The sequence below is a fragment of the Ruegeria sp. BC7 genome (genome assembly GCF_056539165.1).
The window spans coordinates 60,210-86,209 of record NZ_JBQFUL010000004.1; the positions used below are offsets into that span (position 1 = coordinate 60,210).

The window sequence follows — 26,000 nt, forward strand, 5'->3', positions numbered from 1 at the left end:
GGCATGAAGCGCGAGCCAGAATGAAACCGCTACCTTTTGGCAGCGCTCTTCGTAGGACATGTCCGGGAGGCGCCGCGTCGAGTTCTTTTTGCTGCAGTGTTGTAGGCACAAATCGCTTAGTCTAAGAATCAACACTAGCGCCCAAGGAAACAACTATTGTCTTCAAACACACGGGAAGATCGATCGTTTTGCCGTCCCGACGACTCGAGACAGGTCCGTGCGGGCCTGTTGCTGGGTTTGTTTAAGTGCCTGTCTGATCCCATGTTTGGTCTGGGGAAAGGTCTCTCCGCAGAGGTAGCGGGGCTCGATGTTCCGAATCAGGCGGAGCGTTGGATGCCCGACGGCACCTACCTAGAGGGCCTCGCCCGCATCGACCACCTCGATGATCTTGGCGGGATCATGCTGAGGGCAGGTATGGACCAAGAGTTCGCGGATATGGGGCTTTTCGGCAAAGCCGTCATTCATTCTGAGACTATCTGGGCCGCCCTCTGCATTCTGCGCGACACGGTTCCCTATATCGTTCCCGGGGTCAGTGTTGGCCTCCGAGTGCGAAGGGATCGTTGTCGGTTCACGTACGTTCACCCCTTCGGCGTGGGCCCGGAAGCCTCGCTCGATGTGCAATACACAATCGGACTGATCTGCAACCTTCTCGCCCAGCGCACGGGCACACGCAGCGCGCATATCCGGGTGAGCTATCCCGGAGCGCGCGCTCACCACACAACATTTCTCAGTGGCGTGAGCCAGGTTTCGGAGGGTGATATCGGAACAGTTGAGTTCGATGATCACCTCTTGCGGACGCCGCTCAAACACTCCAGGCCCGACCTGTCCGATCTCCTTCTTTTGGCCATGGCAGAGGCGCCCGAAGTGCCCAATGCGTCCTGTGAGATGTCCGACCTCGTAACTCATTTGCAATACGCGTCATTGCGCACCAACCAGCGCCCTCTTGCGCAAACCGAAGTCGCTAACCTTCTCGACAAACCGCTCAGAACCCTCCAGGATGCCCTAAAAAAAGAGGGCAGCCGTTTTGATCGCCTCCGCGATGGCCCGCGCCATGCCATCGCGCGAGAGGCTTTACGGCAAGGCCGCGAAATTGACGAGGTCGCTCAAAGCATTGGTTTTTCGCACCGGCAGAACTTTTCTACGGCCTTCTCAAAGTGGGAGGGGTGCTCTCCATCAGAGTTCCGGTCGCGCGGAGGCACCTGACCCTCTTCTCTGGCTAGCAAAAGGCATTGAGCAGTGGAGTTTATAGCCACGAGACAACCGACCAGAAGCATTCAACGTGTACGCGAAAGGCTTACTTTGAGACACCATTACTGCTAGATAGCAGTGGAGCGATTTCCGTTTCGCGCTTAGTTCTGCCTGTTGCCGCGTCGAGTTCGAAGGTCCGCTTTGGGCTCAAGTCGGTCATCTGAGTCTTTTAGTCAGATGACGGCTTAGGATCGGAAAGCGGTCATTGTTGGTGGTCATTCCGAGGAATATCGCCTGAAGGTCTGCATTGAACGACAGCCGACGTTTGCAGAAATCTGCTGAACGGCAGAGTTGCGGACGAAGCCGCCGGGCTGCATAGCCTGCTTGATTTTGTTTTCTCAGATTGGAAGGCCTGCTCTTAGCCATCCATCCCTCCATTGCTCCGAGCATTCGGGAACCCTGAAAATGGGGAGTCTCGTTTGTTCTTTAATGTCTAGATCCGGACGAAGCTCCTTCAGTTCAGATACCGCAGACCTCGCTGACTCTAGGTCTCCGTTTTGAGCCAAGGATGCGATGAGCATGAGATGCGTAATCACGAATTTCGCCCTAATGGCCAAGGCGTTTCGATTGGCCTCAACGGCTTCAGCATAGCGGCCAAGTTGGAAAAATGCGGAGGCCTGCCCAACATAGGCTGCGTGCCGCATCGGATCTTTCGGACTGAGATTGATTGAGTGTGTCGCGTGTTCCAGGGCTTCTTCGGGTCTGTCGAGAAAACTCAGATTGATGCTAGCGAGCATGTGAACGGTCGCAGCGTTTGGATTTTCGGCCAATGCTTGTTTGAAAACTGCGCGAGCTCGCGGCAAGTCTTGTGCAAGCATAGAGATCGAGTGTGCGGCGTAGGCCAACGCAATTCCATCTGCGCGATCGCTCAACAATACACGTTCTGCTGCAGCAACAGCTGCCTTCGGCCCTTCGTCAATCGGTTTCAGTCCCTGCACCATTCTTTGGATATGCAACCACGCAAGTAATCCAGCTGCCGACGAATAATCAGGATCGCGCTCCAACGCCAGACGCGTAAGGCGAATGGCCTCACGGTTGTCTTCGTCCGTCAGCAGGTGAAAATGTGACTGGGCCCGAAGATAAAGTTCATAAGCGTCGAGATTTTCTGTCGGTTTCGCCCGAGCGCGAACTGTCTCGGCATGGCGAACGGACGGTTCGATCGCCGTAACAACTTCCTGCGTGACCTGATCTTGAAGGTCAAAAACATCGTCCAGCATCCCATCGAAACGATCGGCCCAAAGATGACTGCCATTCTCTGCATCAATTAGCTGTCCTGTTATCCGTAGACGCTGGCCTGCGCGCCTTACCGAACCCTCAAGCACATACCTCACGCCGAGCGCCTGCCCAACTTCGCGAATGTCGGTGCTCTTACCTTTAAAAGTAAAAGATGAGTTTCGCGCTACGACCATCAACCAACGAAAACGAGACAACTCTGTTATGATGTCCTCGGTAATTCCATCAGCGAAAAACTCTTGTTCCGGGTCGCCTGACATATTGTCAAACGGCAGCACGGCAATACCGGGTTTCTCAGATTTGACAGTTGCACTTGTAGCCGTCGAACCGACAGGCCACTGCCACACGCCAACTGGGCGTGCAATGTTCTTCAACTCAGTCTTCCGACCGCCAGAGAACGAGGCGGCGGCTTTCCGGTCTAGGCTGTTGTGTGCTGCGTCTGAAAGCAATATCTGCCCCGGTTCCGCTAATGCCTCGAGACGGGCAGCTATGTTGATACCGTCACCGAATATGTCATCGCCTTCCGAAACTACTTCCCCTGTATGTATGCCGATGCGGACTTGAATCTCCTGTGGTCGGTCAGCCGTCTGAACAGCAATCGCGCATTCTGTCGCAGCCGATGCGGAGCGAAACTCAGCAATCCAGCCGTCACCCATGCTTTTGATCAATCGCCCTTCATGAATAGCCAAAGCGGGCATTAGATGATCCTCACGGAAAGCCTTAAGCGCTTTGAGTGTTCCGTCACTATCCTGATCCATCAACGCCGAGTATCCAGCGACATCAGCCGCCAGCACAGCCGCAAGCCTCTTTTCCATGTTTCTCTCCCCGCTTGTTGGAAGCTAGCCTGCAGAGAGAGCACTGTCAGCCCGGTATTTAGAGCAAAGTGGTCCCATCAAGAAAGCGCGATCGCTTTGGGCTCTCAACAGACACGGGAGCCCGTGCAGCATGTGTGATCACAAGGCGCCCTGCCCTTCGAGGACGACCAAAAGCGGCCGTTTGACCTTGACCTCTGTCGCCGCGGTGCGGCCCGTCAAAGGAGATACTCGTTGCATGAGTGAGGCTGGAAGAGGGACGGAGGTCCGAAGAGCGCACAAAGCTGCCGTTCGCCGCTGCGCGGCGCTGGGACGTAGCCTGAATATCCGGTTCGCGGACAAGGTGGCCGTTGGTTCTATATATAAAACGGCCATTCTTGGGTTTAGAGTACGCGGATTTCGTAAAGCGGGCAGGATTATGTGTCTTCTCTTCCGTAAGCACAATATCTCAATTGGCACCCTTATTGGATGCTGAGGAGGCCGCTACCAATCGAATTTCCATCATATCTTTAGGTCCAGGCGCGGCTTCCAAAAAGGGCGGAAGAGTTCAATCTTGGGGCATCGGTTCATCACGACTTTAAGGCCCGCCGCTTCGGCGAGTTGCGCTGCTTTGTCGTCGTACACACCGATTTGACCCCAAAGAACTTTTGCCCCGATTGCGATAGCCTTCTCGGCAAAGGCATACAACTCTTCCTTTGGACGAAAAACGTCTACCATATCAACACGTTTGTCGATCTCTTCCAGCGAGTGGTAGACCTTGAGCCCTCTAATTTCCGAAACATTCGGGTTAGGATTCACCGGTAGAATATCATAGCCGATTTCACTCAGCTGTCGCAGAACGCCATAGCTGAATTTCGTTTTGTCCGCGCTAGCCCCCACCATTGCAATGGTTTTAACCGACTGCAGGATGTCGGCGAGGTATTTGGGGTCGTAATCGTAGATGCGGTCGATATCTGCTTCGGGCATCGGTTAACCTTCCTTCGGCGTCGCAATGTCAGCCTTGAGTTCGTGGGGTTTTAGAGGGTCGAGAAACGGATTGCGGTACAGATTGTCATGGCTCTCGACCCCGATCTCAAGCGTGATGTCGGATGTCGGACGTGCCACGCAAAGGATCACATAGCCGTTCGCGATTTGCCGATTATTCAGCGCAACCTGTCGGCGTTGATCGATCGCACCACTCTGTAGTTTTGCCGCGCAGGTAATGCAGCCGCCATACTTGCACCCAAAAGGCAAGTCGACGCCCTGTTCTCTCAGCGTTTCCAGAAGTGGACGCCGCGCATCCACACAGTATTGCGCGCCATCTCTGTTCGCGATCGTCACGGTATACACAGTCATAGCCAGATGTCGCTTGTGCAATCACCGCCCGGATACCGGCTCTCGTGACAGCGCGATGGCCCATTCGGTTCTTTGCCAAAGTCCACAATGAAATCCTCGTTGATCTTCATGCCACCGTTTTCAGGGTCGCAATCGATCATCACCATAACCCCGCCCTTTTCGCGGATCTCGGGATAGAACTGGTTATCCCAAGTCGAGAACAGCGAAGTCGTGACATAAAGCCTTCGTCCGTCGAGAGAGAGCTGGAACATTTGCGGACCACCCGCGACCTCAACCCCATTAACTATCGGAGCTCTACCCAAAAGACCTCCCATAAACACTTGGCCGGTTAGCTTAGGATTATGCGGGTCGGTGATGTCATACTGGCGCATATCTCCATGCAGCCAATTGTTCAGGTACAAGTATTTGTCGTCCATCGAGATCAGGATCGCCGACATTACCCCCGGCAACGGGATCGGCCATTCGGGGTGCATCTCGTTTTCCACGTCGATGATCTTTTCCCACTGCCACTTTTTAGCATCGTCTTGCCACCAATGGATCACATTGGTCGAAAGAGCTGCGCCACAGAACCCATGCGTGCTGTCGGGGTCATGGTGGAACTTGACTTCCAGTGGCAACAGCCCGTCTTCACCCAAATAGAAACTTTCGACCGGTTCGCGCTTTTCGAAATTCCAAAAATGCAGCTCCCGCCCATATTTTAGATGGCCCACTTCTTCCAGATCGAAGCCCGGCATGAAGGTATTGGGCGCAGCCCATTCGGAACTGACCATCACGTTGTGGCGTGGTTGGTACCAGAAGTCATAGCCGAATTTGATATCGCCCATCGAGGTTTCCCAGCGACCGACGATGTTGAACTCTTTGTCGAGATGCAGATAGCCTCCAGGAGCCTCACCCTTGGCATTTCCAAGGAAGGAAATGATAATTTCCGAGCCCAAACAATGCACCGTATGCGGGCCCGATAAATCTGCCTTGGCCTTGATTTCGGCCCCGTCGATGACCTTATGCAACCGCGGCGCACGCGGGTCAGTGGCTGTATCAACGATGTGAAGGTTGTTAGAGCGTACGCCCGGCAGGATCAGGTATTTGCGGGACATCGAGCCGTCGTCGTGACAGGACGAACAGGCGTTCCACCCCATGTGGTGAAGCTCGTCCCCAATCCCCGGCATTTCCAGCCTATGGATTACCTGAGAATAGGTCGGGCTGTCAGGGTCGACATCCACTGTAGCAAGGTAATCAGGTTTCTGGATCCCTGTCCCGGTGTAGATGGCAATCGTGTAGAGTAGCTTTTCTCGGGGGGCTTTGATGGCTTCTTGCGGACTCTTGAAGCCCGGTCCACAGCATTGTCCATCCATCGTATGCTCCTCCCTTGATTCCCCAAATTGTATCGTATATCGAAAAATCAATTATCATAAAGTGAGAAAAATGCATCTCGAACGATTAGCGCTGGTTTTGGAAATCGTGGGTCAAAAAGGACGTGCGTCCGTAGCGGATATATGTGCTCAGTCCGATATACCTAAACCGACGGCCTACAGGCTGGTTCAAGACCTTGTTTCGTCCGGCCTCCTTGAATCACCAACCCGCGGAGAGTTCGCGATTGGGAATAGGCTAAAGCGTATCACGTTGAGCGATCACTCTGATCCCGCTCTTTTGCAAGTGATTGCGCCTGTCCTATCTGGCGCCGCGAATGACTATGGCGCTGCATTTTTCTTGTCTCGGCTACGGGGCCATTGGGTCGAGATTATTCATGTGGAGACACCGCAGACGGGCGTGTCTTTTCTTCATCCAGGTATGGGCAAACGACCAATGCACGCGTGCTCTTGCGCCAAGGCAATCGCCGCCGTTTCGCCTGAACTGCTGTCTCAAGACCGATTGGATGGGCAGCTTAAGCAGTACACAGATCGCACGATTACAGACCCCAAGGATCTGGCCGCGGAACTCGATGTCATTCGAGCCAAAGGGTATGCCGAATGTGTTGAAGAGCTCGAGCGCGGAATCAGTTCTGTCGCTACAACGCTGACCAAGACAGGTGTTGGTGCGACGCTTTCAATCGGCGCTACGGCGTCTCTTCGGGTGTTTACACCTTCCGAGCGAGAAAAGATTGGCCATACACTTACCACAATGTCACACGAACTTGCTCGCGCGCTAGGATGGGGTGAAGCAGATGAAGAAAGGATATCCGCTTAGGTTCATGGGTATCGCAGTGCTTTAGGTTTATACCATCCAGCAGGACAGGTGTGTTTTGCGACCTTCGCCGCTTTCAGGTCAATGAGGGAGACAAATATGGACGATGCAATGTTTGGTGGGTTCTTCGTGATCAACGTAAAACCTGAGTATCGGCAGCCCTTTTTGGACGCCAGCATCTTCCAAGCGCAAAATGTTGTCAGTGAAGAACCCGAAGTTTTCCAGTTTCATATTATGGTGGATGAAACAAACCCAAATCGTTTCTATTTCTACGAAGTGTTCCGGAACGAAGCCGCAGTCCAGGATCATTGGGAATCTGAAACCTTCAATAACTGGTTAAACACTGTCCGAAAGATGCTGGATGGAGAGATCGAACTTGTTGCTAGGATGCGCTCGCTTTTTCCGACGCCAAAAGGTTTCGAGGCGCAAAAAGCAAGCCTGCTACTATGGTAAAATTGACCGACGTTTGAAACTACCACCGGTACGAGAAAATTATGAGATTTGGTGCTTGTCCGCTTTGGGCTCGGAGCAGACGTTCGGCAGAATTCATTGAATGTCTGCTACGCGGACAAAGCAGCCATCTCATCCCGACGAAAGCAATGCGGTTCGCTTATTGACAACTATTCTGAATTCGCGTCGAACCATCAAAAACGACTTGGTGGCCGAGTGGTAGCTGTCAAGGCTTGGGCATTTGTACCAACTAAACGCCGAGATGCCGCTGGCTGACTTCACTGTCCAGATCACCCATTGCGCCTGACCAGACAGATCTGCCTCGCTCAAGGATTGTCGCTCGATCACAGACCGCTCGCAATTCGCTAAGCGATTTGTCGATTACCAGAATTGAAAGACCAGTTTCACGTTTCAGTTGCTCCACGGTCACCCAGATTTCTCGCCTGATATTTGGCGCAAGCCCTTCCGTAGCCTCATCCAATATGAGCAAGCGTGGATTGGTAACTAATGCGCGCCCGATGACCAGCATTTGCTGCTCCCCGCCTGACAATGAGCCCGCAAGCTGATCGGCGCGTTCGCTGAGACGCGGGAAAAGCGCAACCACCTTTTCTATATCCCAATGGCCAGGCCGGGACACAGCTACGAGGTTCTCACGCACCGTCAGATCGCGAAATGCGCGGCGGCCTTCGGGGACAAGGCCGATGCCCAACCTTGCCACCTGGTGGCTCGACAGTCTGCGAATGTCGGTGCCGGCAAAAACCATCGAGCCCTTGCTTCCGATCATTCTGCAAATAGCGCGAACGGTGGTTGTCTTGCCCATGCCATTGCGCCCCATAAGGGCGACGACTTGGCCCGCTTCGATTGTCAGATCAACGCCAAAGAGGGCTTGGCTTTTGCCATAGCTTGCGACTAGGTCCGAGATGGAAAGAAGGCTCATAGGTTCTCTCCCAGATAGGCGCGCTGAACTATTGGATTTTCACGAATAACTTCGACTGATCCGGTGGCAATCACACGCCCGTAATCAAGAACTGTTATTCGGTCAGCCAATTTGAAGACGACATCCATGTCGTGTTCCACAAGCAGGATCGGGGCCTGATTTCGCAAGTCGCTCAGCAGGTCCGTGAGTAGCTGCGTGCCTTCCGCGCTTAAACCGGCCATTGGCTCATCCAATATGAACACCTTTGGTTCAATGGTCAGCGCAACTGCGACTTCCAGTTGGCGGCGCTGACCATGGCTGAGTTCGTTTACTCGTTTATCTACAAAGTCGATCAGGTCCACGCGACGCAATGCATTCTCTGCGTGATCTCGCAAGTTTTTGTTGCCAAGAACGGGTTGGAAGAATTGCCAGGGTCGTCCTTTAGCCCCAAGCGCGCCCAGCATGGCATTCTGCAAGACGGTGTCCTCTGACGCAAGAGCGGAAATCTGGAACGTGCGTCCGAGCCCTAGCCTTGCCCGGGTTTTCGTGGTCTCGTCGGTGATATCCTCGCCCAGAAGGCGAACCGAACCTGCGTCAGACTTCAGGCCGCCGCAGATCTGAGCGATGAGCGTTGATTTACCAGCCCCGTTTGGGCCGATCACGGCGTGAACTTCGCGAGGCCTAAGGTCCAATGTCACGTCCTCGTTTGCAATCAGGGCGCCAAAGCGTCGAGTGAGACCTTCAACTTGCAACACGGGCCGCATCATCGGTCAGATCTTCCCGTGATGACGCCGTAAAGGCCGCCGCGGGCGAAAAGGACGACCACCAACAAAAGCAAACCAAGAAAGAATAGGAAATATTCGCTAATGCCTCCAAGCGCATTCTCGAGTACGACGAACAGAGTCGCGCCTGCGACAGGCCCGAACGTCCGGCCCAGTCCTCCGAGGATTATGAAAACGATCAGTTCACCTGACATCTGCCAGCTGAACATCGTCGGACTGACGAAGCGATTAAGATCGGCAAAAAGCGCCCCCGCCAGCCCACAGATCATGCCGGAAATCACCAATGCGATCAGTCTCAGCCGAAACGGATCAAGCCCAACCGCCTCCACACGCTCGGGACTTTGCCGCGCCGCGTTTAACGCAAGTCCAAAGGGCGATTTTACGAGCCGCACGTTTAGCCAAAGGACTAAGCTCAGAATAGCAAAACAGATCCCGAAGAACTGTATGGGATCAATCGTGTTCATCCCCGGGAACGAATTTCGAATGTAGATGGAAAGGCCGTCTTCTCCGCCATAAGCGGGCCAGCTGATTGCAAAGAAAAAAAACATCTGCCCGAAAGCCAGCGTGATCATGATGAAATATACGCCGGAAGTTCGTAGCGACAGAAGCCCGATTACAAAGGCGGCAACACCTGAAAACAGTATTGCCACCAACCAAATCACAGGCATGAGCTTGGTTCCAGAAATCGTGAACGGCCATTCCATCAATGGCGAATACGTCTGCGCGTGAAACGCCAGAATACCCATCGCATAGCCGCCAATCCCAAAGAAGACCGCGTGCCCGAGGCTCACAAGGCCTCCCAGCCCAAGCGCGACATTGAGACCAACCGCAGCCAGAGCGAAGATGACCGCGCGGGTAGCCAATGTAATTGTGAAAGGTTCATCCGAGAACCAAGCCCAAAGCGGCACACAAAGAAGAAGGCTCATGAGAATGGCGTTTAGTGCTTTCTCCGGGATCATGCGCGCGCCCCGAACAGCCCGGTGGGTCTCCAGATCAGCACGCCGGCCATAAGAACGTAAATTGACATCGAAGCCAATGCCGACCCAGTCGACGTCGCAACATCCGGCGCTACAAATAGTTTGAACAGTTCCGGCAGGAAGATGCCGCCCAGGGTATCGGTCAATCCAACCAGCAAACTGCCGATAAGCGCGCCCCGAATAGACCCGATGCCCCCGATCACTATGACGACGAAAGCAAGGATCAGGATCGGCTCACCCATTCCGATTTGGACCGATTGGATGGCACCTACAAGTGCTCCCGCTAAACCGGCGAGCGCTGCTCCGAGCGCGAAGACAAACGTGTACAAGCTACCAATATCAACACCGAGTGCTGCAATCATTTCGCGGTCGTTTTCTCCGGCACGAATTTGAATGCCAATGCGGGTCCGTGAGATGAATAGCCACAACCCAACCGCAACCAAAAGCCCTACAAGGATGAGTACAAGGCGATATAGCGGATACTGAATCCCGCCCGGCAATGAAACGGGACCGGACAGATAGCTCGGAATTTCGAGAAACAGCGGGAATGAACCGAAGAGCCATCGCGTACCCTCGGAGAAAATCAGTATCAGCGCAAAAGTCGCAAGCACTTGCTCGAGATGATCGCGGGCATAGAGCCGACGAATGACTGCCAATTCGACGATGACCCCGGCCATAGCTGCGGCAGCAATGGCAGCCGCAACAGCCGCCAAGAAAGACCCCATCGCCGCAGCGGCCGCCGCAGCCGCAAAAGCGCCGACCATGTAGAGTGATCCGTGCGCAAGATTTATTAGGCCCATCACGCCGAAGATCAGCGTCAGGCCAGCTGCCATGAGAAAGAGCATGAAACCGAACTGTATTCCGTTCAGAATCTGCTCGGCGATAAGGATTAAAGTCACGGTTCGAGCGAAAACGGGCCGCCGCTCCGGAGTTGGGGGCGGCCCTTCGATTACATTTTACAGTCTGCCGCGTAGGCGTCCGAGTGGTTTTCCAACGCCACACCAATGATCCGGTTGGTGAATACATCTCCTTCCTGAATCACTTCGCGCGCATAGATAGTCTGAATTGGATGGTGGTTTGGACCAAACGCAAAGTCGCCACGTGTGCTGTCGAAGTCGGCCGCACGCAATGCATCTCTGAACGCGTCTTGATCCGAGACGTCAGCCGATCCTAGCGCCGAAACGATCAACTGTGCCGTGTCAAAGCCCTGGCTTGCGTAGAGAGACGGAAGCCGCCCGTACTCGGCCAAAAAGCTTTCAACGAACGCGGCATTTGTTGGGTTGTCGATATCCTTGTTCCATTGGCTAGTATTCACAACCCCAAGTGCTGCAGGCCCGACGGCTTGAAGGATGCCTTGATCGAACGAAAATGCCGGACCCACCACGGGCAGATCAACGCCGCTGTCCGCGTATTGCTTAAGAAACGAAATCCCCATTCCACCCGGAAGGAAGAAAAAGACACTGTCTGCGCCGGACGCACGGATTTGAGCAATCTCGGCCGCATAGTCCGTTTGACCAAGCTCGGTATAAATCTCACCGGCAAGATCGCCTTGGAAGAACCGCTTGTATCCAGTCAAAGCGTCCTTGCCCGCCGGATAGTTCGGGGCGAGAATGAAGCTATTGCTATGCCCTGCTGTGTTGGCATAGGCACCGGCTGCTTCGTGCAGGTTGTCGTTCTGCCAGGCGACGTTGAAATAATTTTCGTGACAGCCCTGACCGGCCAGCGCCGATGGTCCGGCGTTCGGCGACAAATAGAACTTACCTTGGGCCGTTGCCGCTGGAACAACCGCCATTGCGAGGTTCGACCAGATTATACCCGTCAGGATATCCACCTTCTCGGATTGGATCATCTTGTCAGCAAGCTGTACGGCGATGTCGGGTTTTCGCTGATCATCTTCGACGACGACTTCGATGTCATCCCGCCCGGATTGCTTGATACCCAGCATGAAACCGTCGCGCACATCGATCCCCAAGCCGGCTCCGCCACCAGACAGAGTAGTAATCATACCGACCTTGGTCTCAGCGAATACCCCTGTGGCCAGCAACCCGATGGATGCGGCAATGGCAATCGATTTATACGTCATAAGTTCCCCCATGTTGTTTTCTACTAACACCGGCTGCACTTGCCGGCCGTGTTTGAAGTTGCTGCAGCGAGGACCGCTTTCGCAAACAGCCTTTATTGAGATGCTTTCCTGTTCAGAAAGGCAATGTCCAGTGCAAGCTTTGAATCTCTAACGCTTAAATTGGTTATCAGTACCTAGATCCGCAGATTTTGGGGCTTTATTGCGAGGCGGCAGCTAAATTGGAGCCCATGATCCCTGATCGTAAGTTGCTGTTTACTAAATTTCCGCGTCGCCACACGGAGGCAACTTTTACAGTCAAATAGTATCCTGCCAGCTTGATACAGACGTTCCTTGAACGCCACAAAATGTCTGCATTGCGGACAAAACGGCCGTTCGTGTTCACGGCCCCGGAGTCCGTATCCAGCCCAAAGAAGACATACAACAGCGATGTTTGAGTGTTCTGGGAAGTTTAACACAGCTCCTATTTAGGACACCTTTTTGGCAAATAGGGCGGCTTTCTTCATGACTCTGCGGATCTTCCCAAGGCCACACCAAACCGGCATCGCCCGAACCGCATGGAACACAACCCACAAAGAAACTCTGTGACTTCTATCGTATGCCCTCTAAACTCCGGTCTTGCGTGTTTCATTAGTTTGCGCGGAGGGTACGAACGCAGGTGGGTGGAAAAAAGGCATCAATAAAGACTGCTGATTCAGCGTCGTCATCCTCGCAAAGCAGGGGGCTCAGCGCTGATGATCAGCAGGCTCGGTTTGAAGCCACCGCGCGGGTTATGCAGGCGATCTCCGAGACCAAGGATGACATCCAGCCAGTATGCGACCTGATTGTAACGCTAGCAAAAGATCTCTGTGATGCCTTTTTTGCCGGTCTGGTACTCGGGCAAAAAGGGGATGCTCGTCAGCAACTGGTTGCCAGCGTTAATCTACACACGGATATTCAACAACTCTGGCTCGACGGCAAATACACGATGGAGCCAGGCAACTCCATTGTGACTGACACTATTCTAAGTGGCGAGACAAAACGTGTTGTCGATATGGGGGACACCGATTTTCATAAATCGGGGGATGAGCGCTTTAAACTCATTGTCGACACTCATGGGTGCAGGAGCAATCTCTTTGTTCCATTGAAAGTGGGTGGTAGCGCAATCGGATGCCTGATGTTGGCACGGGATGAGGTACGACCTTATTCCGACGATCAGGTGCAGCTGGTTGAAACTTTCGCCGCGCAAGCGGTCATTGCAATTGAAAATGTTCGGCAGTTTAGCGAGTTGCAGTTGCGTCTGGCTCGTGAAAGTGCCACGCGTGATGTTTTGGAGACGATCAGTCGGTCTCGGGATGATGAAGCGCCGGTATTTCAGACGATCTTGGAAAACACCGCACGGCTTTGCGAAACAGATGTAGCCACGTTGAGCCTGCTAAATGAGGCAGGAACTCATTTGGAATATGCGGCACATTTTGGCGATCAATTGGCTACATACAAGGTCGGCGAGGATCGCTGGTCTCTGGACTCAAATTTACAAATTGCCGAGTCCGTGCGGGAAGCGCGCGTCATTCACAATGTCGATTTGCGCCAGACGGACCACTACATCAACGGGGATCCCTGGCGCCGGCAACTGGTTGATGAGGAAGGTGTCCGTTCGTTTCTTACGGTTCCTTTGATGTCGACAAATGGTGACCCCGTAGGCGTCATTGGGATTTACCGGCGTGAAGTGCGACCCTTTTCCGATGACGAGATTTCTTTGGTCGAGAGCTTTGCGGCCCAGGCTGTGATTGCAATCGACAACACACGTCAAATGAAAGAGCTGCACACTCAACTGGAACGCCAAGTGGCGACGCAAGAGGTCCTAAGTGTTATCAGCAAAAGCCGGGACAATGACGCACGAGTCTTTGAAGCCGTGCTTCAGCAGGCCACTGAAATCTGTGACGCGGATCAAGCGGCGCTGGTTTTGGTCAACGCTGCGGGAACCCATATTCAATTGGCCGGTGCATGGGGGCACGATAGAACCGACGTCGAATTGGGAGAAGAGTGGCCTCTCGATGGTTCGGTCACGGCGGCGGCGGCGATACGAAATTGCAAGGTTGTACGCGTCGAGGACATCGCCGACACTGAGTTCTACCGCTCGGGTGATCCTACTGCTGTTACAATGGTCGAGGTCGAAGGCATCAGGTCACGGGTTGTTGTGCCCTTGATGCAGGGGCAACAAGCGATAGGTGCTATTGCGGTTAGCCGCCGCGAAGTCCGCCCGTTTTCTGATCCCGACGTGCAATTCATCGAAGAGTTCGCCAAACACGCAGTCATAGCGATAGAAAACACGCGCCAATTTCGAGAGGTTCAGGAACGACTTGAGCGCGAAAAAGCATCGCGAGAAATCCTCGAAGTCATAAGCCGTAGCCGCGACGACGAAAGACCTGTATTCCAAAGCATTCTCGAAAACTCCAGCCTTCTGTGCAAAGCGCCACTCGCGTTCTTGTGTATCGCTGATCACGAACGAGGGCTCGCAACGATCCCGGCAAATATTGGCGCAAGAACGGATTTTGACGAAGCGCTGAAAGATTTTGAGGAGCCGTTAACGCGCACTGAATTGATCGCGATCAGACCAATGATCGATGGCCAAGTTATTCGCCAGGATGATATCGCGGATGACCCGCTTTACTTCAAGGACCGAGACCCAAAACGGGTTCAGATGGTTGAGATTGAAGGAGCCCGCTCGGTTCTGGCAGTTCCGTTGATGAAGAACGGCACCGGTCTAGGGGTGATCGTACTATATCGCCGTGAAGTTGCGCCTTTCTCAGATGATGATGTGGCACTGGTCCAAACTTTTGCAGCTCAGGCCGTGATCGCAATGGAAAACGTCCGTCAGTTCCGGGAAGTACAGGACCGGACGGCGGAAGTTACGCAGGCTTTGGAATATCAGACCTCTACATCCGAAGTGCTCCGGGTTATTTCGGCGTCACCAAATGAGTTGGCGCCTGTTCTCGATGCTATCCTCAAAGAAGCGTCGCGCATCTGCGAGTTGCAGGATGCCTATGTTGCAATGTTGAACCCCGACGATCAGCTTTTTCATGTTCTTGCAATACTTACGCAGGACACGACCTTTGCGGAATATGTCAAAGCGAATCCTATTTCGCCTGATGAAAGCGGTGTAAGCGGGCGAGCGATTCTGTCGAAACGCACCATCTACATCGAAGATGTCGAAACCGAGACGTCTTATACTTGGATGGAAGACAGCGGCGTCGGGGAATATCGGTCCGTGCTCGGGGTCCCGTTGGTCAAAAATGGCGAGGTTGTGGGTGTAATTTCGGTCGGGTCAACCAAGGTTTCTGGATTTTCCGCCAAGCAGATTCAGTTATTAGAAACCTTCGCCGACCAAGCGATAATCGCAATTACAAATGCCAACCTGTTCCGGGAAGTGGAGGAACGCACTGCCGAGGTTGTGCAGTCACTGGAATACCAGACTGCCACGTCGGAGGTTTTAGATGTCATCTCACGTTCACCCAACGATCTTCCACGGGTACTGGATGCAATCCTGGAAGTTTCCTCACGCATTTGCGATCCAGAATATGCATTCTTCGCAATGCGGGATGCTGACGATGGGTTGTACCGTGTGGCCGTGTCCCACAACGTGAGTGATGCGTTTCTCAACTATTTGTCAGACAACCCCATCGCCCCAGAGGAAGGCTCGTGCATCGGCCGCACGGCCCTTCATGGCAAGACTGTTTACATAAAAGATACGAGTAAAGATCCAACTTACACATGGAAAGTGGCGGCGGAGATCGGTGATTACCTTACCACCCTCGGCGTCCCCTTAGTCAGCGAAGGCGTGACCGTTGGTGTTATCGTCATGGCGCACCGGAAGCCCGGGGCGTTTAGCGAAAAACAGGTCAACCTGTTAGAGACATTCGCATCCCAGGCTGTGATCGCTATCAACAACACCCGTTTGTTTAAAGAAGTGCAGGCACGCACCGCAGAAGTTGAAGAAGCGCTCGACTATCAAACAGCCACGTCTGAAGTGCTGGGAGTGATCTCGCGCTCGCCAAATGAACTCGATCCAGTTCTCAAAGCTATTTTGCAGGTGGCGGTTCGCATCTGCAAACCCGAAGCGTCTTACGTCGCACTTTTGAATGAAGATACTGGAATTTATGACATTGCTGCGACCCACAATTCCGCCGCAGCTCACTACGACATCATAACCCGTCAGGTGCATGTTCCAGATAAGGGCACAACCACAGGACGTGCCGCACTAACAGGCAAAACGGTGTACATTGAAGATTTTGAGCACGACCCGGATTATGCTTGGAAAGAAGAAGCACTGGGCGCCGGGTTTCGTTCAGCTTTGGGAGTTCCGCTCGTAAAGGATGGGGTCACGCTCGGCGTGATTTCACTTGCTCATTCAAAAGTTGGGGCGTTCTCAAACAAGCAGATAGCCTTGGTCGAAACGTTTGCCTCGCAAGCGGTAATTGCACTTGGAAATGCGCACCTTTTCGACGAGGTGACAGCGCGAACCGCGGAAATTGAGGAATCGTTGGAGTACCAAAAAGCCACAAGCGAAGTACTCGAAGTTATTTCCCGATCTCCTGATGCGTTGGAGCCTGTACTGGAAGCGTTGCTGGCCGTTTCGTCCCGCATTTGCCGCCTACAGGATGCCTTCGTGGCGCTTAAGACACCTGAAGATGGAAAGTACCATTATTTTGCCGGACACAATGTGTCGGCCAAATTCGCGGATTTTTTAAAGGCGCATCCTTTTGAACCCGGAGAAACATCGGCCACAGCGCGTGCGCTTCTGCATGGAAGGGCCGACTGCGTTGAGGACACTCAAGCTGACACCAACTATGATCCGCTGCTCAAGTCCAATCTCGAAGGCTACCGATCCGTTCTTTCTGTGCCACTAATCCGTGACGGTGACACAATTGGTGTTATCAGCATGGGGAGCCGAACGGCGGCCGCTTTTGACGAAAAACAAATCAAGCAAATGGAGACCTTCGCGTCCCAGGCGATAATCGCAATTCAGAACTCGCAACTCTTCAACGAAACGCAGACCGCCCTCGCGCGCCAAACCGCAAGCGCGGATGTGTTAAGAGTAATTTCTGAATCTCCAACCGATACCAAACCGGTTTTCGAGAAGATTGTCGCGCTGGCGACGACCCTTATAGATTGCGACCTGTCGATTGCTATTCAGGCGAACAAGAGTGAACTTTGGCAAATCGCCGCCGCGACGCCCAATGGCGTCGAAGAAATCACATGGACCGAGCGCCTGCCGATTGATCCCGAAGACAATTTGCCGTCCAAGGCAATCAAGAACGGCAAGACCTTGCATTTGCCCGAATGGCGATACGATGAGCTACCCCCGCGCGATCAAGAGATCATCCGCAGGAAAGGGTTCAAGTCTTCGCTGACAGTGCCTCTGATGCGCGGGACGGAATGTTTCGGTGCCTTGGTATTCATCCGAAAAACGGCCAAAGTTTTCAGCGAAGATGAAGTCGCCATTGCCGAGTCTTTCGCCGATCAGGCCATCATCGCGCTGGAAAATGTTCGCCTGTTTAATGAAACTCAGGCTTCCCTGGCACGTCAGACTGCGAGTGCGGACATTCTACGGGTAATCAGCCAATCTCCTGACGACATCAAGCCAGTCTTCGAGGCAATCGCAGAAGCAGGTGTGCGGTTGGTCTCCTCTGATATGGTTGCAGCTATGACCGCGCAAGATAACACGTTCGAGGTGCTTGCGCGGGTTAGTGCAGAAGGTGTTGCAACCCTTGAAGGCAACCAAAGTTTTCCTATCGACCCGGATCCGATGTCCAGCTTTCCCGCGCAGGTTCTGCATGAGAAAAAGATGCTCCATCTACCGGATTGGGATACACTCGAACTCTCACCGTTCGAACAGATTACTTATGACCGGCATGGAGTGCGCGCAGCTCTGTTGCTGCCACTTATGAAAGGCAAGGCGTGTCTGGGTGTGTTGGTGTTCGCTCGGAAAACAGCCGGCGCGTTCACCAAAGATGAGATAGACCTCGCCTACTCATTTGCAGATCAGGCGGTGATCGCCATCGAAAACGTGCGTCTGTTCCGTGAGGCCGAAGAGGCGCGAAAGGTTGCTGAAGAAGCAAACGAAGCAAAAAGCGCCTTCCTGGCGACGATGTCCCACGAAATTCGAACGCCAATGAACGCCGTAATCGGAATGAGCGGGCTGTTGATGGACACAGATTTGGACGTAGAACAAAGTGACTATGCCAATACCATCCGCGATAGCGGCGATGCGCTGTTGGGCATCATCAACGAGATCCTCGACTTCTCAAAAATTGAAGCTGGGCAGATGGATATCGAAAACCATCCGTTCGACCTGCGCGAATGCATAGAAAGCGCGCTCGATTTAGTCAGCGGTAAAGCTGCCGAGAAACAGCTCGATTTGGCTTATGAGTTCGATGACACACTGCCCCTGGCGATTAGCGCAGATCTGACCAGATTGCGGCAAATTCTGCTGAATCTCCTTTCTAACGCAGTGAAGTTTACCGAAAGCGGCGAAGTGGTTCTGTCTGTTGAACAATCCGCAGAGGTGCAGGGATCGCTCGAACTGACGTTCAAAGTCCGAGATACTGGAATCGGCCTGTCTCAAAAGGGCATGAGCCGATTATTTCAATCTTTCAGTCAGGCAGATAGTTCCACGACCAGAAAATATGGTGGCACTGGTCTGGGTCTTGCGATCTCGAAACGCCTCGCCGAACTTATGGGTGGGACCATGTGGGCTGAAAGCGATGGCGAGGGGAGCGGTTCCACCTTTGTTTTCAAAATCCAGGCAAAACCTGCAAAGCCAGTTAAGTCTTCTTCCCGCAATCTTGTCGGCGTTCAACCTGAACTCGAAGGCAAGCGAATTTTAATGGTGGACGACAATGCCACCAATCGTAAAATCCTTGCACTTCAAACTGAGAAATGGGGCACGCAAACCACGACGCGTGAATCTCCGTCAGAAGCGCTGAGCATACTTGAACAAGGCGTCGAGTTCGATTTGGCCATTCTCGACATGCATATGCCTGACATGGATGGAGAAGAGCTCGCCAAAAGGGTTCGCGCCAAGAAACCGGGTTTGCCACTAATCCTTTTCAGTTCACTTGGCCCGCGCGAAGTAGATCTGGAGGAAGGGCTCTTTGCTGCCAACCTTGCCAAACCTTTGCGCCAATCCCACCTGTTCGATACCTTGGTTACATTGTTCGCGGCTAAAAAAGTACGAGTAAAGCCGTCCAAACTACAGGACAAACCCCAAACAGATCCGGATATGGCAACGCGACATCCACTGCGAATTTTGCTGGCCGAGGACAATTTGGTGAACCAGAAACTTGCACTGCGCCTACTGGAGCAAATGGGCTATCGCGCTGATTTGGCCAGCAACGGTGCCGAGGCTGTCGAAAGCGTAAACCGTCAAAAATACGACGTCGTTTTCATGGATGTGCAGATGCCCGAGATGGATGGTCTTGAAGCATCTCGCCGTATCAACAAAGCGCATTCGGGTGGAAGTCGCCCTCGTATAATCGCGATGACCGCGAACGCCATGCAGGGGGACCGTGAGATGTGCCTGGATGCAGGGATGGACGATTATATCACCAAACCAATCCGCGTACCTGTCCTTGTCGAAGCCCTGTTAAATTCCCCAAGAATAAGAAGGTGATCCATGACAGACAGCCCAATTGATCATGAAATCTTCATGGAGCTAAAAAACGCCACAGGCGAAGACTTTGCAGCCGAACTTGTAAACACCTTTCTCGACGAAGCGCCAAGTATGATTGGCGAATTAAAAACGGCGGCGGGCGAGGCCGATGTAGACCGATACCGCCGTGCTGCACATTCAATCAAGTCGAATGCCAACACATTTGGTGCGACGGCTCTTGCCGAACTGGCCAGGAAAGTCGAGCTGGGAGAACTGCCCGAGGCCGGAGACCTAACAGATGCGACGGCGTTGGAGACAGCCCTAACCACTGCCGCCGCCGCGTTGCGGAGCATGATTGATGTCTGACGCCCCCGGCCATTTGCTCATCGTCGATGACAACAAGGTGAACCGCCTGCTTTTGTCGCGCAGCGTAGAGCTCTTGGGTCACCAAGCATCGGTCGCGGAAAACGGCCGGGTTGCGATGGAGATGTTGTCTAACCAACCGTTTGACTTGCTGCTACTGGATATTGAAATGCCAGAAATGGACGGCTTCCAAGTTCTGGAGGCTGTCAAATCGGACATTGATCTGCGCGATCTGCCGGTAATAGTGACGTCATCTGTTGAGGGTCTCGACAACGTAGTGCGCTGCATTGAATTGGGTGCCGAAGACTACCTGCCAAAGCCTGTTAATAAGACACTACTTAGTGCACGTGTCTCCAGCTGCCTTGAAAAGAAAAGGCTCAGGGACGAACAGAAGCGCTTGCTAGAGCGCTTTGCAACAACTGAGGTTGCACAAGACTTACAAGAGTCCGGCTTTGCCATAGGCGGCAAGCGCGCCAATGCTTCGGTCCTGTTCTGCGACATTCGCGGCTTCACGACCTTGTCTGAAAATCTCGCTCCCGAGGAAACAATTGATCTGCTTAACACTTTTTACACATTGATGTTCGAGGCTGTTACTAGCAATGGCGGAATTGTCAGCCTGATGCTGGGAGACGGTTTGATGGCTCTGTTCGGAGTTCCGCAGCCGCTGTCCAACTCCGCTCAAAGTGCGGTGGCGGCAGGGCATGAAATGCACAACATGATTGAGATATTAAATCTCGAAAGGCGCTCAGAAGGGAAAAGTGACCTAAAAATAGGCATCGGAATAGCGACTGGCGAAGTCGTCGCCGGCTATGCCGGTACGGACAATCGAGCGACGTACACTTGCATAGGATCGACCGTAAACCTTGCTGCTCGCCTCGAGGCAGAAACGCAGAAAACCGGAAGCCGTATTTTGATTGATCAAGAAACCTTCGATCTGTTGGAAGGGGCAAATGTGTTGGAGACATTTGGTAGAACAATGATCAAGGGTTTCTCAGATCCGTTCGATATCCATGCGCTATGACCATTCATGCAACCTGGCAAGCTAAACTACATCGGGTGTAGTTGCGCTTGTGGCTTTGCTTTTAGCCCGATGATTTTCATATGTGGCTCAGTGATTGGAGACTAGATATTGTCGGACTTTGCAAAGTCCGCTTTCTGCGCATAGCCGCCGTCGGCTGATCGCGCAGCATCGGTCACAATGGGCTCGAAGCGGTCGTTCGCTGCGTCGGGCATGGAAGTCTGCTTTGCGGACAAAGCTGTCGTTCGTTGCGGCTGAGCGAATGTCTGCATTGGCTGTTTCGTGTAATCCGATTTAGTCTTTCAAACATCAACTTGTATTTATCCGACGGGTTCTACGTGGAAAAGTTTAACTAACTGTCAAACTCCAGACCCTTCATTAATTCAAAGACTTGGCTACGCATCCAAGCCGCCATCGGGGCGTTGTCAGAACGCTTGTGCCAGATGCCGATGATCAACGCTGGTTCAATATGCATCGGTGGTTCGAACACGTTCAGTTCGAATGTCTTGGCCAATTTCCTTGCAAGCTGAGCGGGTACAAGCGCGATGAGGTCGCTTTCGCTCACCGCACGGCAAACGCCACTAAAGACCGGTACTGTCATAGCAACCTGTCGCTGTTTTCCGACGCGATTAAGGGCAGCATCACCCATCGCAGCCAGGTTCCCTTCTGGGGAAAACAAGACGTGGTGGAGTGCGCAGAACGTATCCATGTGCATCTGCGTTTCTTCCTGAAGCCCCTCAAGCTTTGGATTTCCCTTGCGAGCTATCACGTGGAACGGCGAATGGAAGAGTGGCTCCCGATTGACCCAGTCCGGCAGGAGCAAATCCGGGATCAGCGCAATGTCAGCGTTACGTCGTTCTAGACTGGCCACATAGTCATTCGGAACCAGATCAACCAGCTGCGCTCGTAGATTGGGCGCTGACTTTTGCAGGCGATCACCCAAAGGTGGCATCAGGAGTTCCGCGAAGAAATCGCTGGCAGCGATCCGGAAAGTGCCTTCAGCGGTTCGCGGATCAAAGGTAGCTGGCGGAGCTAGCAAAGCCTCAAGACGTTCGAGTTCTTCCCGCAAACCGGATTCAATATTGGATGCATAATCGGTAGCAACCAAACGGTTTCCCTGCCGGACAAAAAGGGGGTCGTCCAAAGCATGACGAAGACGCGACAATGCACCCGAGACTGCGGATTGCGACATCGCTAACCTGTCGGCCGCATTCACAGTTGAGCCTTCGCTAAAGAGGGCGTCCAACACGCGCAAAAGGTTGAGGTCCAGTGTAGCGAAATTCACTTGGCCGATATCCTTTATTAGATATTGCGGTTTGCCTGATAGGTTGGCCTTCGGATAGGCTTCTGTCAACGGAAGCGCTTTCGTTTCAATCCAATGCTAATGGAGAGAAACGATGAAGGACCTGGCCCAAATCGACGGAGCCATCGAATGGCTCGGCGTAAAATACAAAACCATCCTCGCCTCAGAACAGACGGGTGGCACTATGTCTATTGTGGACAGCTGGTCTCCTGCTGGTAGCGGCCCTCCACGCCACGTGCATCAAAACGAAGACGAAACCTTCGTAATCGTCACCGGCACATGCAGGTTCTGGTTGGAAGGCGAGGAGTTTTCCGCAGGGGTCGGCGAAAGCGTATTCATCCCACGTGGCAAGGAACATACCTTCAAGGTGACAGACGACGAACCTTGCCGCCATCTCGTGATCCTGACGCCCGGCGGATTCGAAGGTTTCTTTTTCGACATGGCAGCCGGTCAGTGCCGTATCCCAGAGGACATGCCCGCCATTGAGGAGAGCGCCAAGCGGCACAACATGGCCTTCACCGGCCCGCCGTTGGATTGAACACATGACTAAGAAACACATCGTCTATCATATCCCCGTCTGTCCCTTCTCGCAGCGACTGGAAATCCTACTGGCTTTGCGGGGACTGCCGGATGCCGTAGAATTTCGTGTCGTAGACATCACCAAGCCACGCGATCCGGAATTGCTGGCCAAGACCCGGGGGACGACAGCCTTGCCGGTGCTGGAAACCAGCGGCGGTCGAATATTGAAAGAAAGCCTCGTGATCCTGCGCTATCTTGACGAGGCTCTGCCGGGGGCACCATTACGCCGCAGTGATCCTGCCGAACATGCCATTGAGTCGATGCTGATCGCCCGCGAAGGACCCTTCACAATGGCGGGCTATCTCTTTGTCATGAATCAGGATCAGGCGCGCCGAGATGAGCATTTGAATAAACTCCTCGCGCTCTATCGAGACCTTGATGATTTCCTACGTCATCATAATCCGACTGGCCCATTCCTGTTCGAGGACTTCGGTTTGGCAGAGGCAGTTTTTACCCCGATGTTCAAGCGGTTTTGGTTCCTTGACTACTACGAAGGGTTCAAATTACCCGTTGGCAAAGACTATGACCGGGTACGAGTGTGGCGTGATGCATGCATGGCGCATCCAGAAACATCGCAGGTGACTGAAGAAGAGATCGTCAAACTCTACTACGACTACGCGCTCGGGGCCGGAAACGGCGCCCTACCTGACGGTCGCAGCGTTTCAAGTTTCACCTTCGAACCGCCTTGGCAATCGAGACCCATGCCCCCAAGGAAAAAGTATGCAGCGACAGCCACCGACAAAGAGCTGGGCCTTGTCGCCTAACCATCGATTAAATGCCCAGTACCGGAAATTCATGCGCCGCGCGGCATCGGACAAAATGGGCTCAATGCAGACACCTAAAAAAGGGATGCTCATTAGCGGGAAGTTAATCTCCCAAAGACTAGCTTTGCAGTCTTTCTGAGATATCTGTCGCTGCCTTGACGACCGATGCCGCCAGAGTTTCGAGCTTACTGTCTGGAAATCTTGTAATTGGTCCCGAGATCGAAACGCCAGCCACAACCTTTCCCAAAGAGTCGAATACAGGTGCTGCAATACAACGCATGCCTGGGAAACGTTCTTCGTCGTCCAACGTCCAGCCCCGATGCCTGGATTTACGGAGCTCTTCCTGTAACTCCTTTATGTCAGTAATTGAATTTGGTGTCTGACTTACCAGTGTTAGCGGCGTCAAAATACTCTCTAACTCATCCTTGTCCATAAAGGCCATGATGGCTTTACCCACACCGGATGTGTGAAAAAAAGCCGCTGTCCCGTTCTTGAAAGAGGCCCTTATCGGATTGTCGGATTCCACTTGGGTAAGGTAGAGCAATTGCCCACCTTCCTCGATTGCTAGATTTGCAGTCTCTCCAGTTTCTTCTGACAGCACCCTCATAACTGGCGGTGCAACTTCCAGCAAATTTGACCCTTCTTCAAAGGTGCTGCCAATGCGATAAGCTTGCGGGCCTATACGCCATTTGCCTTGCTCAACATCATGAGTAACCATGCCACGCTGCTGAAGTGTTGTCAGAAGCCTGTGTGCCGTTGCAGGCGGTATCTGTGTAACCTTTGAAATCTCAGCAAGCGTAGTAGAGCGTGTGTCGGCTATGTAGATCAAGACACGAATACCGCGATCAAGTGCCCCAACAGGTGGTGCGCCGATGTTCTCTTCATTCGACTTCAGTCGCGGACGTCCTCGACGATTGGCAGTTTTATGTTCGTTCATTATCAGTGAAACCAATGCGCTGTTTCTTAGCTTAAGATTCTAGCTCGGCAGTAACAGTAAAAAAATGAAAAATATTAATCAATTTATTTCAGTAGTTTAATAGCAGTTTAAACTGAAAAAAGAAGGTCATTCCAAAATATTTTGAAAATTTTGGAATCTGATTTATCGTTGTCCTCATTCGCTTAACAGCGGATTGGCGCCAGCACCGAAGCAGAAAACGGAGATGGCGCAGTCAAGGGAGGAAACATGACAAAATCTTTGAACCGCAGAAATTTTCTGCGTGGCTCTGCTGTTGTGGGCGCTGGTGCGCTCGCGGCCCCGGCGGTCCATGCGCAGGAAGGAACAAACCTCAAGATGCAAGCTGCCTGGGGCGGCGGCATCTTTCTTGAAAATGCACAGTCTTACGTAAATCGCGTCAACGAAATGTCCGGCGGCAAGCTGACGATTGAGCTACTGCCTGTGAACTCGGTCGTGAAAACTAGTCAAATGCAGGACGCGGTCCATCGCGGCGTACTGGATGCAGCGCACTATGTACCGGCTTACTGGTACTCTAAATCCAAGACAGCGTCGCTGTTTGGGACTGGTCCGTGCTTTGGATGGTCAAGCCAAGAAGTCCTGGGTTGGGTAAACTACGGCGGCGGGCAGGAACTGTTCGACGAGTTGATGGGGATCCTCGGATTGAACGTCGTGTCCTTCTTTAACTCGCCAATGCCGGCACAACCGTTGGGCTGGTTCAAAGAAGAGATCACAAGCTCTGATCAAATGAACGGCTTGAAGTATCGTACCGTTGGACTTGCGGCGGATGTTTTGCTTGAGATGGGTATGTCGGTAGTGCAGCTTCCTGGCGGCGAAATCCAGCCCGCAATGAAATCTGGCCTTATCGACGCGGCCGAGTTCAACAACCCGACATCCGACCGCGACTTTGGCATGCAGGACGTGTCGAAGCATTATCACCTGGCATCCTTCCACCAAAGTCAGGAGTTCTTCGAAGTTACCTTCAACAAAGACAAGTTCAACGCTCTGGCGCCCGAGCTTCAAGCAATCCTTAAGTATGCTTCAGAGGCCGAAAACTCCAACTTCTATTGGAACAACACAAAGCGTTACGCAGATGACTTGGTAACGCTGGCCGAAGAGCAAGGAGTGAACGTGTATCGCACGCCCGACAGTGTGATGCAGGCGCAACTGGAGGCTTGGGACGTTGTGGTCGATCGGATCTCAAATGAAGATCCATTCTTTGCCAAAGTTGTCGATAGCCAGAAGGCCTACGCAAAAACAGTGATGAACTACCTCAACTTGAACCAGCCGGACTACAAACTGGCTTACAAGCACTATTTCGGTTGAGGTCTGACGATCTCTGAAGATTGGAAGCCGCGCAGCTGTGCGGCTTCC

Annotated in this window: 20 protein-coding genes; 9 read left to right on the forward strand and 11 right to left on the reverse strand. The window is 53.0% G+C overall.

The window, feature by feature from the left end:
• Positions 1-333 precede the first annotated feature (333 nt).
• Positions 334-1,203, forward strand: a complete 870-nt coding sequence (locus tag ACR0KS_RS12760) for a helix-turn-helix transcriptional regulator (RefSeq protein WP_170422160.1) — start codon at positions 334-336, stop codon at positions 1,201-1,203.
• A gap of 383 nt (positions 1,204-1,586) precedes the next feature.
• On the opposite strand, the gene ACR0KS_RS12765 is transcribed toward ACR0KS_RS12760, so the two are convergent.
• The 4 genes from ACR0KS_RS12765 to ACR0KS_RS12780 form a co-directional block, all read right to left on the reverse strand.
• A complete protein-coding gene (locus tag ACR0KS_RS12765) occupies positions 1,587-3,296 on the reverse strand; it encodes an adenylate/guanylate cyclase domain-containing protein (protein WP_170566118.1) in 1,710 nt (569 codons plus the stop codon).
• A gap of 498 nt (positions 3,297-3,794) precedes the next feature.
• Positions 3,795-4,259 carry a CoA-binding protein gene (locus ACR0KS_RS12770; RefSeq protein WP_170389882.1) on the reverse strand — a complete coding sequence of 155 codons (465 nt, stop codon included), beginning with the start codon at positions 4,257-4,259 and terminating at the stop codon, positions 3,795-3,797.
• Positions 4,260-4,262: 3 nt separating this feature from the next.
• Positions 4,263-4,628 (reverse strand): 2Fe-2S iron-sulfur cluster-binding protein, encoded by a 366-nt coding sequence (locus ACR0KS_RS12775; RefSeq protein ID WP_170412916.1) that lies wholly within the window; start codon positions 4,626-4,628, stop codon positions 4,263-4,265.
• Positions 4,625-5,980 carry a selenium-binding family protein gene (locus ACR0KS_RS12780; RefSeq protein WP_170412919.1) on the reverse strand — a complete coding sequence of 452 codons (1,356 nt, stop codon included), beginning with the start codon at positions 5,978-5,980 and terminating at the stop codon, positions 4,625-4,627. The genes ACR0KS_RS12775 and ACR0KS_RS12780 overlap by 4 nt, the downstream gene beginning before the upstream one ends.
• A gap of 70 nt (positions 5,981-6,050) precedes the next feature.
• Between ACR0KS_RS12780 and ACR0KS_RS12785 the strand changes: the two genes are divergently transcribed.
• The gene (locus ACR0KS_RS12785) at positions 6,051-6,812 is read left to right on the forward strand and encodes an IclR family transcriptional regulator (protein WP_170389915.1); all 762 of its coding nucleotides are present in this window, start codon (positions 6,051-6,053) and stop codon (positions 6,810-6,812) included.
• 96 nt (positions 6,813-6,908) lie between these two features.
• A complete protein-coding gene (locus ACR0KS_RS12790; RefSeq protein WP_010437910.1) occupies positions 6,909-7,262 on the forward strand; it encodes a putative quinol monooxygenase in 354 nt (117 codons plus the stop codon).
• A 247-nt stretch (positions 7,263-7,509) separates the two neighbouring features.
• Here ACR0KS_RS12790 and ACR0KS_RS12795 read toward each other — a convergent pair whose 3' ends face one another.
• The 5 genes from ACR0KS_RS12795 to ACR0KS_RS12815 are packed head-to-tail and all read right to left on the reverse strand — an operon-like array spanning position 7,510 to position 12,017.
• Entirely contained in the window at positions 7,510-8,196 is a 687-nt protein-coding gene (locus ACR0KS_RS12795; RefSeq protein ID WP_170566121.1) for a branched-chain amino acid ABC transporter ATP-binding protein, read from the reverse strand.
• Entirely contained in the window at positions 8,193-8,942 is a 750-nt protein-coding gene (locus ACR0KS_RS12800; RefSeq protein ID WP_170566124.1) for an ABC transporter ATP-binding protein, read from the reverse strand. The genes ACR0KS_RS12795 and ACR0KS_RS12800 overlap by 4 nt, the downstream gene beginning before the upstream one ends.
• Positions 8,939-9,916, reverse strand: coding sequence for a branched-chain amino acid ABC transporter permease (locus ACR0KS_RS12805; RefSeq protein WP_170566127.1), 978 nt, complete (start codon positions 9,914-9,916; stop codon positions 8,939-8,941). The genes ACR0KS_RS12800 and ACR0KS_RS12805 overlap by 4 nt, the downstream gene beginning before the upstream one ends.
• The gene (locus ACR0KS_RS12810) at positions 9,913-10,833 is read right to left on the reverse strand and encodes a branched-chain amino acid ABC transporter permease (protein WP_170389852.1); all 921 of its coding nucleotides are present in this window, start codon (positions 10,831-10,833) and stop codon (positions 9,913-9,915) included. Before ACR0KS_RS12810 ends, ACR0KS_RS12805 begins: the two co-directional genes overlap by 4 nt.
• Before the next feature lie 50 nt (positions 10,834-10,883).
• Entirely contained in the window at positions 10,884-12,017 is a 1,134-nt protein-coding gene (locus tag ACR0KS_RS12815) for an ABC transporter substrate-binding protein (RefSeq protein ID WP_170389854.1), read from the reverse strand.
• 655 nt (positions 12,018-12,672) lie between these two features.
• On the opposite strand from ACR0KS_RS12815, the gene ACR0KS_RS12820 reads away from it, so the two are divergent.
• The 3 genes from ACR0KS_RS12820 to ACR0KS_RS12830 are packed head-to-tail and all read left to right on the forward strand — an operon-like array spanning position 12,673 to position 21,031.
• Entirely contained in the window at positions 12,673-19,668 is a 6,996-nt protein-coding gene (locus tag ACR0KS_RS12820) for a GAF domain-containing protein (RefSeq protein WP_170566131.1), read from the forward strand.
• Positions 19,669-19,671: 3 nt separating this feature from the next.
• Positions 19,672-20,013 carry an Hpt domain-containing protein gene (locus ACR0KS_RS12825; protein WP_170566134.1) on the forward strand — a complete coding sequence of 114 codons (342 nt, stop codon included), beginning with the start codon at positions 19,672-19,674 and terminating at the stop codon, positions 20,011-20,013.
• Complete coding sequence (locus tag ACR0KS_RS12830) at positions 20,006-21,031, forward strand: adenylate/guanylate cyclase domain-containing protein (RefSeq protein ID WP_170566137.1); 1,026 nt, start codon at positions 20,006-20,008, stop codon at positions 21,029-21,031. The genes ACR0KS_RS12825 and ACR0KS_RS12830 overlap by 8 nt, the downstream gene beginning before the upstream one ends.
• Before the next feature lie 349 nt (positions 21,032-21,380).
• On the opposite strand, the gene ACR0KS_RS12835 is transcribed toward ACR0KS_RS12830, so the two are convergent.
• The gene (locus tag ACR0KS_RS12835) at positions 21,381-22,382 is read right to left on the reverse strand and encodes a LysR family transcriptional regulator (protein WP_480693233.1); all 1,002 of its coding nucleotides are present in this window, start codon (positions 22,380-22,382) and stop codon (positions 21,381-21,383) included.
• A gap of 43 nt (positions 22,383-22,425) precedes the next feature.
• Here ACR0KS_RS12835 and ACR0KS_RS12840 point away from each other — a divergent pair, with 43 nt between their 5' ends.
• The gene (locus ACR0KS_RS12840) at positions 22,426-22,869 is read left to right on the forward strand and encodes a cupin domain-containing protein (RefSeq protein WP_170566140.1); all 444 of its coding nucleotides are present in this window, start codon (positions 22,426-22,428) and stop codon (positions 22,867-22,869) included.
• Between the two features lie 4 nt (positions 22,870-22,873).
• Positions 22,874-23,674 (forward strand): glutathione S-transferase family protein, encoded by an 801-nt coding sequence (locus ACR0KS_RS12845; RefSeq protein WP_170566143.1) that lies wholly within the window; start codon positions 22,874-22,876, stop codon positions 23,672-23,674.
• Positions 23,675-23,792: 118 nt separating this feature from the next.
• On the opposite strand, the gene ACR0KS_RS12850 is transcribed toward ACR0KS_RS12845, so the two are convergent.
• Positions 23,793-24,626, reverse strand: coding sequence for an IclR family transcriptional regulator (locus ACR0KS_RS12850; RefSeq protein WP_170486364.1), 834 nt, complete (start codon positions 24,624-24,626; stop codon positions 23,793-23,795).
• 231 nt (positions 24,627-24,857) lie between these two features.
• Here ACR0KS_RS12850 and ACR0KS_RS12855 point away from each other — a divergent pair, with 231 nt between their 5' ends.
• Positions 24,858-25,952: a TRAP transporter substrate-binding protein gene (locus ACR0KS_RS12855; protein WP_170486365.1), complete on the forward strand. Its 1,095-nt coding sequence runs from the start codon at positions 24,858-24,860 to the stop codon at positions 25,950-25,952.
• Positions 25,953-26,000 lie beyond the last annotated feature (48 nt).